This is a genomic window from Vibrio sp. VPAP30 (genome assembly GCF_001188205.1).
In the GTDB taxonomy this organism is placed as follows: domain Bacteria; phylum Pseudomonadota; class Gammaproteobacteria; order Enterobacterales; family Vibrionaceae; genus Vibrio; species Vibrio bivalvicida.
On record NZ_LBLS01000013.1, the window covers coordinates 462,892 to 475,533 of the forward strand.

General features: G+C 43.9%; 13 protein-coding genes and 1 pseudogene. 7 read left to right on the forward strand and 7 right to left on the reverse strand.

What is annotated here, in order from left to right; all coding sequences use genetic code 11:
• Positions 1-12 precede the first annotated feature (12 nt).
• Positions 13-990 (reverse strand): arginine deiminase-related protein, encoded by a 978-nt coding sequence (locus ZX61_RS03985; protein WP_049843408.1) that lies wholly within the window; start codon positions 988-990, stop codon positions 13-15.
• A 345-nt stretch (positions 991-1,335) separates the two neighbouring features.
• Between ZX61_RS03985 and ZX61_RS03990 the strand changes: the two genes are divergently transcribed.
• Positions 1,336-3,189: an ABC transporter ATP-binding protein gene (locus tag ZX61_RS03990; RefSeq protein ID WP_049843409.1), complete on the forward strand. Its 1,854-nt coding sequence runs from the start codon at positions 1,336-1,338 to the stop codon at positions 3,187-3,189.
• A 53-nt stretch (positions 3,190-3,242) separates the two neighbouring features.
• Here the strand turns inward: ZX61_RS03990 and ZX61_RS03995 are convergent, their stop codons facing one another.
• The 4 genes from ZX61_RS03995 to ZX61_RS04010 form a co-directional block, all read right to left on the reverse strand.
• Positions 3,243-4,067 carry an AraC family transcriptional regulator gene (locus ZX61_RS03995; RefSeq protein ID WP_049843410.1) on the reverse strand — a complete coding sequence of 275 codons (825 nt, stop codon included), beginning with the start codon at positions 4,065-4,067 and terminating at the stop codon, positions 3,243-3,245.
• A 33-nt stretch (positions 4,068-4,100) separates the two neighbouring features.
• Complete coding sequence (locus tag ZX61_RS04000; protein WP_049843411.1) at positions 4,101-4,694, reverse strand: LysE family translocator; 594 nt, start codon at positions 4,692-4,694, stop codon at positions 4,101-4,103.
• Positions 4,695-4,871: 177 nt separating this feature from the next.
• Positions 4,872-5,720, reverse strand: coding sequence for a pirin family protein (locus ZX61_RS04005; protein WP_049843412.1), 849 nt, complete (start codon positions 5,718-5,720; stop codon positions 4,872-4,874).
• A 117-nt stretch (positions 5,721-5,837) separates the two neighbouring features.
• A complete protein-coding gene (locus ZX61_RS04010) occupies positions 5,838-6,335 on the reverse strand; it encodes a DUF2867 domain-containing protein (protein ID WP_049843413.1) in 498 nt (165 codons plus the stop codon).
• A gap of 277 nt (positions 6,336-6,612) precedes the next feature.
• Between ZX61_RS04010 and ZX61_RS04015 the strand changes: the two genes are divergently transcribed.
• The gene (locus ZX61_RS04015) at positions 6,613-7,911 is read left to right on the forward strand and encodes an alpha/beta fold hydrolase (protein ID WP_049843456.1); all 1,299 of its coding nucleotides are present in this window, start codon (positions 6,613-6,615) and stop codon (positions 7,909-7,911) included.
• Positions 7,912-7,967: 56 nt separating this feature from the next.
• On the opposite strand, the gene ZX61_RS04020 is transcribed toward ZX61_RS04015, so the two are convergent.
• Positions 7,968-8,348, reverse strand: a complete 381-nt coding sequence (locus ZX61_RS04020; RefSeq protein WP_049843414.1) for a VOC family protein — start codon at positions 8,346-8,348, stop codon at positions 7,968-7,970.
• 246 nt (positions 8,349-8,594) lie between these two features.
• Here ZX61_RS04020 and ZX61_RS04025 point away from each other — a divergent pair, with 246 nt between their 5' ends.
• Together ZX61_RS04025 and ZX61_RS04030 are read left to right on the forward strand one after the other, a co-directional pair.
• Complete coding sequence (locus ZX61_RS04025; protein ID WP_049843415.1) at positions 8,595-9,044, forward strand: hypothetical protein; 450 nt, start codon at positions 8,595-8,597, stop codon at positions 9,042-9,044.
• Positions 9,045-9,081: 37 nt separating this feature from the next.
• Positions 9,082-10,170: pseudogene (locus tag ZX61_RS04030) on the forward strand (hypothetical protein); the annotation flags it as partial.
• 49 nt (positions 10,171-10,219) lie between these two features.
• On the opposite strand, the gene ZX61_RS04035 reads toward ZX61_RS04030, so the two are convergent.
• Complete coding sequence (locus tag ZX61_RS04035) at positions 10,220-10,753, reverse strand: dihydrofolate reductase family protein (protein WP_049843417.1); 534 nt, start codon at positions 10,751-10,753, stop codon at positions 10,220-10,222.
• Positions 10,754-10,851: 98 nt separating this feature from the next.
• Between ZX61_RS04035 and ZX61_RS04040 the strand changes: the two genes are divergently transcribed.
• The 3 genes from ZX61_RS04040 (at position 10,852) to ZX61_RS04050 (ending at position 12,634) form a co-directional block, all read left to right on the forward strand.
• On the forward strand, positions 10,852-11,418 hold the full coding sequence (locus ZX61_RS04040) for a TetR/AcrR family transcriptional regulator (protein WP_049843418.1): 567 nt from the start codon (positions 10,852-10,854) through the stop codon (positions 11,416-11,418).
• A 109-nt stretch (positions 11,419-11,527) separates the two neighbouring features.
• Positions 11,528-11,941 carry an alternative ribosome rescue aminoacyl-tRNA hydrolase ArfB gene (arfB, locus tag ZX61_RS04045; RefSeq protein ID WP_049843419.1) on the forward strand — a complete coding sequence of 138 codons (414 nt, stop codon included), beginning with the start codon at positions 11,528-11,530 and terminating at the stop codon, positions 11,939-11,941.
• A 51-nt stretch (positions 11,942-11,992) separates the two neighbouring features.
• The gene (locus tag ZX61_RS04050; protein WP_049843420.1) at positions 11,993-12,634 is read left to right on the forward strand and encodes an START domain-containing protein; all 642 of its coding nucleotides are present in this window, start codon (positions 11,993-11,995) and stop codon (positions 12,632-12,634) included.
• Positions 12,635-12,642 lie beyond the last annotated feature (8 nt).

Below are 12,642 nucleotides of genomic sequence, written 5' to 3' on the forward strand. Positions count from 1 at the left end.
TTATCTAGGCCGTTATAAGTTGTTTAAACGCGACGGCAAAAACACTTCACCTAACATACAGCGAACACTGCCACCACCAATGTTTTCAATAGTTTGAACGTTAAATGGTAGTAGTTTGCCGTGGCTCGAGAGTTGAGCACGTTGAGCCGACGAAAACGCATCAAACGCTGATTGAGACATCGCAATCACTTTTTCGCCACTAACTGTTTCAAGTTGCAGAATGTTGCCACAGAACTGGTTCATCTGCTCGAGCGAAATCGAGATCACCTGTTTGTCTTTCGCCAACGACTTAATCACAAAACGACGTTCAAATTCTGGGATCACTTCATCACAGATAACGCAGAAACTCTCGCCAATCGCCATCATCACATTAGTATGATAGATAGGCTTACCCGAAGGCAAAGCCGTTTGAAAAGAGACCACTCGCTTATAACCAATACGCTCTGCATAGTCTTCTAGAACCTCACGGTCACAGCGTTGAGACAGCGCAGCATAAACCGTCTTATTGACATGATCTTTCACCATTACACCCGTGCTTTCGAGGTGCGCATCTTGCTCTAAGTATGAAAGTAAGCTGTCTTGGCTTTGCACTGGACGGCCGGCACTTTCTAGCGTTTCCACAAGTGAGTCAACTTTAACTTCTTGCTGACGATTTTTACACGCCATTGGGAAAGTATATAGATCACCATTAGCTGTGGTACTAAACCAGTTGTTTGGGAATACCGCGTCAGGCGTTTCTACATCACCCAGCGGGTAGTCGAATACGACCACTTGAACACCCGCTTGGCGTAGCTCTGCGACCATAGTGTTGAATTCATGCATCGCACTTTCGCGTACTTCACTAGTAGAGAGGGAAACTTGGTGTTGGAATTCATTGTCCTGCGCCGTTTCAGCATTAAACGCAAACTCTTTAGGTGGCACCATCACCACACAATTAGTGTTTTGTACTGTTGATTGATTTTTCTGTAGTAGGGTTTTCTGTTTCAACATTGTGACACACTCAATTAATCTCACTCATTACTGCCAATTGTAGACATAATGTTAAATGAAATATTACTAAATTGACCTGAAAAACAACCCAATTAACAGTTATAGTCACTGTTAGGTAGATATTTTTCAGCAATTTTTATTGCCAGCATGACTTTAAATTATCTTCGATTGAATATTATGCAAAGGAAAGAATAATAAACTGGTTACATTTCCTCCACTAACGGTATAACATTGCTGCACCAAGCTAGATAGGTGACTAGGTTGGTATATCACCCTTCCTATTAATGGACGTACGCATTTGCCATGTTGGCAACTTTCCGTCTTTGCGTGTTTAGGAATTTATTTATGTTTAAAAAGTTTGAAGGCTTTACTAAGCCTTTCCCTGAGCAGGAGCCAACACAGCCTCCTTCGGGTATTTTTGCGTTTTGTCGCCACTACACCCGCGGGTTTGAAATCCCGCTCATCATCATGTCTGTTATGGCGACCATTGTCGCAATTGTTGAAGTTTCTCTATTCGGAGCAATGGGTAACTTGGTCGATTGGTTGTCGAGCAGCAATCCAGAAACATTTTGGCAAGACAACCAAAGTGACCTGATTTTCTATGGCACCCTTTTGCTGATTGTCATGCCAATACTTGTGGTTGCTTATTCGCTGTTAGTCCACCAGACTTTGCTTGGTAACTATCCAATGTCGATCCGTTGGCTGGCTCACCGTTACTTGCTCAAACAAAGCCTGAACTTTTATCAGGATGACTTTGCAGGCCGTATTGCCACCAAGGTGATGCAAACCTCGCTGGCTGTACGTGAAACCGTAATGAAAACGATGGACGTGTTTGTCTACGTCTCGGTTTACTTTACCTCTATTGTTGTACTGTTAGCTCAGGCAGACTGGCGACTTATGATCCCTATGATCGTTTGGTTATGCTGTTATGTGGGGATTCAACTCTACTTCGTGCCCAAGCTAAAACAAGTGGCTTCTGAGCAAGCTGATGCCCGCTCTACCATGACCGGTCGTATCGTAGACAGCTATACCAACATCGCCACAGTTAAGCTGTTTTCACACAGCAGACGAGAAACTGAGTACGCCGAAGAAGGCATGAATGGCTTCTTAGGTACTGTTTATCGTCAAATGCGTTTGGTCACGGGGTTCGATGTGGCGGTCGAGATTACTAACTACGTCTTGGTATTCTCAATCAGTGCACTGTCTATCTACCTTTGGATGGATAGCTCAATCAGCGTAGGTGCCATAGCGATTGCGATTGCCCTAGCACTACGCATCAACGGCATGTCGATGTGGATCATGTGGGAAGTCGGCGCCCTGTTTGAAAACATGGGTACTGTAGTTGACGGCATGAAAACCATGTCTAAATCGATTGATATTCAAGACAAGCCAGAAGCGAAACCACTGGTGGTTAATCAAGGCGGCATCGAGTTTGATGATGTCAGCTTCCACTATGGTGACAAAACCAAAGGGGTTATCAGTAACCTTAACCTTAATATCAAGCCTGGGGAAAAAGTAGGGTTAGTTGGTCGCTCTGGTGCAGGTAAATCGACTTTGGTTAACCTGTTGCTTCGCTTCCACGATGTTGAAAGCGGTAAGATCAAGATTGATGGTCAGGTTATCTCTGATGTGACTCAAGACTCACTACGCAGTAACATCGGTATGGTGACTCAAGATACATCACTGCTGCATCGCTCTATCCGCGATAATATCTTGTATGGCAACCCGGATGCGAGCGAAGAAGACTTGCGCCGTGCAACCAAACAGGCGCACGCACATGAGTTCATCGAAACACTTAACGACCCGTTTGGCAACGTAGGCTACGATGCTCAGGTTGGCGAACGTGGTGTGAAGCTTTCTGGTGGTCAACGTCAGCGTATTGCGATTTCACGTGTACTACTGAAAGACGCTCCGCTTCTGATTCTTGATGAAGCAACCTCAGCGCTAGATTCAGAAGTTGAGGCAGCCATTCAAGAAAGCCTGAATGAGTTGATGCAAGGTAAAACGGTTATTGCCATTGCGCACCGACTCTCAACCATCGCCGCTATGGATCGATTGATCGTTCTCGATAAAGGCGAAGTCGTTGAGCAAGGCACTCACCAAGAGTTAGTTCAAAGTGGCGGAATCTACGCCCAGCTTTGGGCTCACCAGACGGGTGGCTTTATCGGTGATGAAGAGACTGAAAAGCAAAGTGCTTAAATCACACGTTAAATAGACAAAAAGGAAGCTTCGGCTTCCTTTTTTATTGCCGTTCAATCAACAAAGTGTGATTGATAGAACTTCGGGGTAACAGCAATTTTCTTTTTAAACTGACGCTGAAAATGCGCTTGGTCAGAAAAGCCAAGCTCTTGAGCCACCTCGGCGATCTCCTGACCAGATTTAAGCATCACCTTGGCACGTTTGATTTTTTCATCCATCAAATAGGCATGAGGCGGAAGACCGTAGTAGTGCTTGAACGCTCTAAGGAGCTGGTAACGGCTCATCTGCGCTTCTTGCGCTAAATGATCCAATTGATGAGTTTGGCTAACATCATCGAGCAGTTTTTCTTGCACCCTTTTTAATGATGAAGAAGGGGATGGTTTAACCTCCATTGAGCTTTGTGCGTGAACAGCTTCAATAAAGTCATAAAGTCGAGTTTGCACCTCTAATTGGCTCGCTTCTGACTGGAGATCGTTAAACAGAGCCAAATAGTGATTTTTGATTGACTCACTGCGTTCAAATGCGTGACGAAATGGTGTGTAGTCTGCACTATACCCAGCCTGAGATTGACCAAGAATTTCTCGCTGAATCGCCCCCATCTGTTTGGTATCAACAAACAGCATGCTATAAGACCAAGTTCCCGCTTCTGGGTTACAAGAGTGAACATCGGCGGGATTAATCGTCACTATGTCACCGCGACCAATATGATGCGTCGAGCTGTGATTACGATAGTCAGCTTTGCCTTGTTGGATTATCCCAAATGAAAACTCATCGTGAGAATGCGCTGCATAACAAGCGGTACTTTGACTTGCGATTCTCATCTCAATCCAAGGCAGTACCGTACTTTGCTTAAAGTTCGCGCTGTTATCTTTTTTCATGCGCAGCTCCTTGCGCTGTATAGGTTTGCAAAACTATAACCAAATCATGCTAACAGAAGCGGCCAAGGTTATCGCCATCATTCGATTAAAAATGCGCTGCTTATGGGGCTGAGATAAGTAACTAGATAAAGCGCGCCCACTCATCGCCCATAAGCCGACACCCACTAAGCAACAAACTAGCGATACCAAAGTAAACACCCAAAGCCAGTAATCTGTATTGCCCTGTCCTACCACATACAAGCTGACTCCAGACATCGCCACCAACCAAGCTTTAGGATTAAGCAATTGGGTAAGCGATCCTATCCACCAGCCTGAGGTCAGCGTCGTTTTCCCTTCTAACTCTGCCACAGGTGCAGCAAATATCTGGTATGCGAGGTAGAGTAAAAATGCGCTGCCTACCCACTTCAATGTGGCTTCCAACAAGGGTAAAAACTCAACCAACTCATGCATTACACTGCCAGAGATGAGTACAACTAAAGCGTAAGAAAATGACGCCCCTAGCACCAATTTACCAGCTTCTCGACTACCACGTTGAGAGGCAGTGGCCGTCGCCAATAGATTCACTGGCCCGGGCGTGGCGGCACCCACAAACGCAAACGCCAACATAGCAATAATTAAACTATTCATTTTGTTCTCCTTCACTAGCCATTTAGACTAGCCAAAGAGAAGTAAGAGTTATTGAACGATATTGCAGACTCGCAGATAGAAAAAAGCCACACGCTTAGGTGTGGCAAAACAAAAAGAACAGGCAGTGAATAGTTCGCTTTGTGTTAAGTGGAGTTCAAGATGAACTCCTAAAGTTGTTTAGTAAGTTTCGAACACACCAGAATTGTAATCCTGTATGGTTTGCTCAATCTCATCCATTGTATTCATGACAAACGGGCCGTAATGAACGACAGGCTCATTAATTGGTTCGCCAGCGAAAATTAACACGCCACTTTGCTCAAGCGCTTTCAAGTCAACTCGTTCACCTTTACTTAGCAGCGCAAGTTCACCCTGTTTGAGTGTGTAATCACCAACTTGTACCTTGCCTTGATAATTTAAGATCATCATGTTGAACTGCTCAGGCACTGACACACTCACATGCTGGCCACTTTCGGCGCGCCAATCAGACACGCTTAACTCAACACCCGTCTTATTTAATGGACCTTTAAGCTGCATTTCATTGGCATTGATCGTTCCGGCCAGTACGCGAACTAGGCCAAGCTGCTCGTCACTATGTTCAGTGATCGTCTCTGGCTGAAAATCGACATATTGAGCTGGCTTCATTTTGTCGCGCGCAGGTTGATTTATCCAAATTTGGAAACCGTGTAAATCACCCTCTTCCATAATAGGCATTTCACTATGGATAACTCCTCGGCCAGCAGCCATCCACTGCGCGCCACCACTTCTTAGCTCGCCAACATTGTCCATATGATCTTTGTGTTGAAAATGACCTTTGAGCATATAAGTGAGCGTTTCTATTCCGCGGTGAGGATGAGGTGGAAAGCCACCAACGTAATCTGAACGTTGATCCGACTTTAGTTCATCTACCATTAGAAATGGAGAAAACTGCGCATTATTAAACCCAGCCACGCGCTGTATCTTAACCCCATCACCATCTGAGGTTGGATGAACTTGGATTACTTGATTGACTTGTCTGGTTGCACTCATATTGTCTCCCCTTAGTTTGGCTCCATGAAGGAATGAAGACAGTTTACTGACCTTGAAGGGTAAATTGAGCGGGGAGATTAGAGCCTGTCGTTCGAATATTTCGAACGACAATGGGATTTAAGCAGGTACGAGTGTTTTCAAAGACGTAGGCACTATCAGCTTGTGTACTGGGGCAACAAAAAACATATACACTTTGCCGAACGTGTTCTTAACATCGACAACCGTTGATGCATGCAAGGTCATTGTGTCGCCATCAGGAACAATAAGAAAAGAGAGCCGAACGTTGAGGTGCTTATCGCAGTCTTCTACCAGCAGTTCGTTGTCGCTTAAACTAACAATCGAAAAGATACCCACTTGATCGCCAACTCGATACTCGCTTATCGACTTGTTTTCATCCAGATCCGCCATACGCCCTAGGTGTTTCAACCCTAGTTTAGAAACAATGCGATTGCGTAAATCCATCAGCGCATTAACCCAGCGAGGCGTCCTATTCACCATCGCAAAGTAGACTTCTAGCGCGGATTCACCGTTATAAGGCAACTCGATATTGTGTGTATCAGCGAAGTAGGCCCCTTGCAAATAGGGGTGAATGTTAGAGTGACTGGGCAGTTCCATAGCAAAACCTTACTGGGTGAGTATTCCTTTTACTTTATGACCTTAAAGGTAATCGAAGATAAAACAAAGGCACGGAAGTGAATATCTGTGCCTTGTCTCAGTTATTGCTCTGCGATATGCGCCTGCCAATAGGATTAGGGTAAAGATGACTCAGGTCACTGAGATTTATCATTGCCATCGCTCAGCCCACACTAACTCAAACTGGCATTGGTATCCGCATGGCAACACGATAAGATACCGCATCTCAACGTCACGGATGTATTAGGCCCTAACAATGATGAATACCGCTCAGCAATTTATTGATGCCGGAGTAAAATACACTCCGCATTACTTTCAAGTCCCTTTAAATTACTCAGACGATACGCAAGGCGAAATTACCGTTTTTGCACGCGAATTATCACTGGTTTCAGATGGTGACAGCGCAAAGCCTTGGTTAGTCTATTTTCAAGGTGGCCCGGGCTTTCCCTCTCCTCGTCAAAATGGCAATTGCGGATGGGTAAAGCGCGCGCTGCAAGATTACCGTATTTTATTGTTAGACCAACGTGGAACGGGCAATAGTTCAGTGATCTCTCACCAAACTCTGGCGCATCTGACACCTGAAGAGCAAGCGGAGTATTTAAGCTGTTTTCGTGCTGACAACATCGTTCGCGATGCCGAGTTTATTCGCAAGCAATTTGGGGTTGAGCAGTGGTCAATTCTCGGTCAAAGCTTCGGTGGTTTCTGTTCACTCACCTATCTATCGCTTTTTCCTCAGAGTTTGTCTCGCAGCTTTATTACTGGCGGTGTCCCGTCGATTTCTCGTCACCCAGACGATGTATATCAGGCTACGTTTAAACGAACGATGGAGAAGAACCAAGCTTTCTTCCAGCAGTTCCCTAAAGCTCAAGAGCTGTGCAAACAGATTGCCGATCACTTAATCGATAACGAAGAATACTTACCAAACGGACAGCGATTTACCGTTGAGCAATTCCAGCAGATTGGAATTAACTTTGGTATGAGTGATACTTTTTTGCCAACCTATTACGCGCTAGAAAATGCCCTTATCGAGGTTAATGGAAAAACCGAACTGCGCTATGAGTTTTTAAGTAGCATGCTGATGGAACAAGGTTTCCAGACAAATCCGATCTATGCCATTTTGCATGAATCAATTTACTGCCAAGGCGTTGCGTCAAACTGGAGTGCTCATAAAGTTCGTCAGCAAAACCCTGCGTTTAACTACGACAAAGATAAACCTTTCTACTTTACTGGCGAGATGGTCTTCCCTTGGATGTTTGATCAATACAAGAACTTGCAACCACTTAAACCTGCCGCAGAGTTACTCGCAGCGAAGCAAGATTGGCAACTGTTATACGATGCGAAGCAGTTAGCAAGCAATAAAGTGCCAGTAAGCTGCGCTGTCTATGCCGATGACATGTTTGTTGAGATGGATATCAGCCGAGAAACGCTGGCACAGATACCAAATGCCAAAGCTTGGATTACCAATGAATATGAGCACAACGGTTTACGTGCTGATGGCGAGAAGATCTTAGATACTCTGATTGCAATGGGTGACCAAACCGCAGCGACACTTATCTAACCAATGAGCCCCCCGCACACAGCTTGGGGGGCTCAACTAAAAATGTGTAATCGGCGTTATTCCATCGAGTGAAGACCAATCATATTGCCTTCAGTGTCAGAGACCATAGAGATAAAACCGTGTGGGCCAATAGCGAACTTAGGATGAACCACTTTACCTCCAGCACTTTCTACTCTCCCTTGCTCCACTGAGCAATCTTGGCAAGAAAAGTAGACCAGTGTGCTATTACCGCCTGGAGAAACACCTTCCATTTTTGCTAACGCACCCGCTGCGCCATACTGCTCCATCGAAGATGGAAACAGCCACATATCCACCTCCATCTTAGTTTCATTTTTAAGTTGTTCTAAAGACGTCTCAAATACCGCTTCATAGAACGCCTTAGCACGCTGCATATCATCGACATAGATTTCAAACCAACCAACCGGATTCATTTGCATGTTGCCTCCTAGACTTAACGAATAACCCTTTAAAGCTAGCGCAGGGCTTCAACAATTCCAGTCAGAACAACTATCCATTCAAGTGTCTATCAGTAGAAGGTGGGCAAGTAAACCACCAATCTAAATATATAAATCATAAAAAATCACAGCCATATCTAATATTCCTCTCGCCTCTAAGCACTATAAACTCCTCGCATCAAATTAAAAAAGACACACCAAGTTTATTAGTGAGGTAAAGGAGCGGTAATGGATATCTACCAAGAGAGCATTAGTTTTTTAGGCAATGATGTTGAGTTTGACGATGACGGATTATTTCAGTGTGAGTTATCACCAGAAAGCGGTATTCATGACGAAGCTCTTTTTCTAACCATTTTCAAGAATGAAGTAACAATCAACCTGCACATTTCTATTACTAGCCCTATTGAGCTACCAACCCCTATGCCAGATAAACTAGCTGTCGCTATAGGCGAACAAGCACTGGAACCATTTAGAGGCGGGTTTGGTGTTGGCCTCATGTCCGATAGCCGTCGATTGAGCATTTACAAGGTAATCACCTTATCTAACAAACCTCAAGGTTATGTACAAAGCACACTTCAGCAATTGCTCGATAAAATGGAGCAATGGCATCAATTTATTGAACAAATCGAAACATCTACTGAGTCAATAGAAAAACCGAACTCAGGCATTTTCATTTAATTGTTTTCCATTACTAAATCAAGAACGGAAGAAAATCATGTCAACCATTCATATTAATAGTCAGCATAGAGGCAACTTAGACCTTGCTGATATTCACAGAATAAAAAATGAAGCCAAACAAGGTGACACAGTCAAATTTGGCTCTATTTTTGGCAAAGAATATAGTGTTACCAAAAATAGTGATGGAGAAGTCAGCTTAAAACAGAAAGAGAGCAAAAGCTTCTTTAGTCAATTTTTTAACAAGTCTGATGCAACAAAAAGCAATGACTTGAAACTCAATCAGATGAATCAACAGTTACACAACAAAGGAAAAACTGGTGATGCGAAAGTGCTCACCGTTACCTACAATCAGGCAAACCAAAAAATGCCTGAAGACACAAAAAACTATTTCCAGAACCTAATCAAAACTGGTGACTACGATGTTGTTCTCTTCGCAGAGCAAGAATCTAAACTGCTTGCCAAAGATCTTGAGCTTGAAGGAATGAACTTACTAAGCCAGAACAAGATGAAAGTCATGACTAAAGGTCTGGGTGAAGGAGTAAGCTACACGTCTATGTCTGTATTTGCCAAAGATGGTGCCGATGTCAAAGTAAAAGGAGAGTCTGAATACCGACACGGTTGGGGAGGCAAAAATATGGAGTTCTTGTTAGGCATTACCGGCAATAAAGGTGGCGTAAAAACTTCCTTAGAGATCAATGGACAAGATATTACCGCTATTTCCGCGCACCTAGACTCCAACAAAGAAGCCAAGCGTGAATTAGAAGGCAACAAACTTATGGCTGGAATTAAACCCAATGAGGAAGTTCTTATTACCGGTGACTTGAATGAGCGTGAAAAGCTTTTAGACGACGGAACCATGTATGACCCTGTATCACACGATGACACTCATTTAGCGAAGCATGGATTTAAGTTTGAGGCTCTTAACAGCCATACTTACATGCAGTTAGATTCAACAGGCAAGATCAAGCATAAAGAAGGCCGAGATCGTCCAGACTTCGGCGAACTGGATAACACTGGTTTGACGAACAAAACAGGGAATCTTAAAGACTTGCAAACTAAGGTCTTAGATGAAGGATTTGACAACGTGAGTGACCATAAGCCTGTGGCCTCAACCTTTACAGTAAGAGGTTAAAGAAGATTTAGTGGACCCTCTCGACTATCAGAGGGTCTTGTAACTATCGCTGGCGCTGGTAGCGACTTTGTACAATCGCATCGAGATAGACTTTGCTTTCCAGCAATTTGTATTTTTGCAAACCATCCAGTTCACCGAACAGTTTTGCGCCACCACCGAGAACGACAGGAATAGTGGTGATAGCAAGTTCATCAATCAGATCTAGTTTTAAGAAGTTTTGAATTGTTACTCCACCGTCGATATACAAATCCTGATAGCCTTGAGCATTAAGATCCTTAACGATGTCAGGCAAATCTCCGCTGACTAAGGACACCTTGTCTTGATAGCCAGTTGGGACTTCTTTAAGGGTATTACTCAGCACAAAAACAGGCTTGCTGTAAGGCCAATCAACATCAAAACTCAATACGGTTTCAAGGGTATTTCTGCCCATCACCAACGCATCGACACGCTCAAGCAGAGGCACAAATCCCATATCAATATTGTCTGGGTTAGGTATCGAATGCAGCCAATCGAGTCCCCCATCCTTGTCTGCGATATAACCATCAAGACTGGTTGCAATAAATACGATATTTGCCATGGTCAGGTTCTCCGATAAGCGAATTTGGACAAAGTATAAAACTGAGTTACAATTAATTCTACACTGTAGAATTAATATTAGATTAATGAGATCCTAAGATGTCTGTCAAGCAAAAACGAAGAGGACGCCCTCAAGCCCAAACAAGCCAATTGGATGCTGAACACATTCTTAGCAAAGCAAAAGAGTTGATGCTTAGAGACAATAAAATGCCAAGTGTCAGAGGGTTAGCCAACGAGTTATCCGTTGACGCAATGGCGATATATCACTACTTCCGTAACAAGAATGCATTGCAAGAATCTATCGTCATTTCTTTGATTGAAGACATCTACCAACCTGACGCGAGTGAAGATTGGCAAACGCAGTTATCACAGCTCTGCATCAGCTACGTATCACTTTTGCATCGCTACCCAGGGCTACTTGAAACGCTACTCAAAATGGACTCCGTCAGTCCTGCCAATGTATTTATCGAACGCTTTGAAACGATAGTTAAGCCGCTTGGACTCACCCCAGAAACCACTAAAAACGCTATCGACCTCCTTGCCGATTACTTGCACGGTTTCGCTTTGGCACTCAACTGCCAGCCTAGCAGTGAGCTCACATTAGATATGCTTTCTGGACCATTAAACCTTGTTTATCAATGCTTAGATCCTCATTTTGACCGATAGAGCACTATGTGATTTGCCAACAATGTGGTTTTAAAAAGCTGGAAAACCATGGCGAAGAGTTTCAATAAGGCTACAATAGAGCTTCACACGATCAAAGCGCTGTAATTGAATGCTCAAAATCTCAAACAACGTAATGCTGCAAGCTTGGGAGATCCAACTCTCCGCAATCCGCGCTCAAGGGGCTGGAGGACAAAACGTGAATAAAGTCTCCAGCGCCATTCATCTCCAGTTTGATGTTAAGCACTCTAGTTTACCCAGTATCTACAAAGAACGAATCCTTGCTCTTAAAGACTCTCGCATCTCTAAAGATGGTGTTGTTACGATTAAAGCTCAGCAGTTTCGTACTCAAGAGCAAAATAAAGAGGATGCACTGAACAGACTAGCTGAGATGATTAAATCAGCTATGGTAGTACAAAAGAAGCGTCGGGAGACAAAACCTACACGCGGCTCAAAGGAAAGGCGATTAAAAAGCAAAAACATCAAATCTCAGACTAAATCTCTTCGTGGGCGAATCAAGCATTAATCTCGATGTCATGTAGAATAGCTAAAGGATGATTAGAAACCAGGTAAGATAATGACAAACTTAGGGAAAAGTATTTTTGTCTTCACACTGATCGCAGCACACTTTGCACACGCTAAACCCGTTGCAAACTGGAAATTTGAGAGTGACAGCGACGGCATTACTATTTACTCGCGTGAACACAGTGATGGGCTAGTCGAAATTAGAGCGAGAATGTTTACCCCAACCAGCTACGGCGCGTTTTTGTTGCTACTCGAGGACACCGCTAATGTGCCTAACTGGATTGATAATGTCAGCCTAAGCCGCGTTATAAAGCAGATTTCCGCAAATGAAAATATCGTCTATACCCAGTTCGCAGCCCCTTGGCCAGCAAAAGATCGTGATATGGTAACCTACTCAAAATACTCTGTAGATGAGATAGGTTTTACACTCAACATCAAAGATGCCCCTCCAGCCAGTTTGCCCAAGCAAGATGATTACATCCGTATTACCTCAGTAAAAGCCACATGGACACTGCAAAAACTCACCAATGGTAGTGCCCTTATCGAGTACATTGCTTTCGCTGACCCTGGCGGCGCTTTGCCCGATTGGCTAGCCAACAAACTTGCTAAAGAAAGCGCTCGCAATACCTTTATGGGACTGCGAGAACAACTTCCTAATTATCAAGGTAGCACTCACCCCAACATAAAAGAGTAGTAAACTCA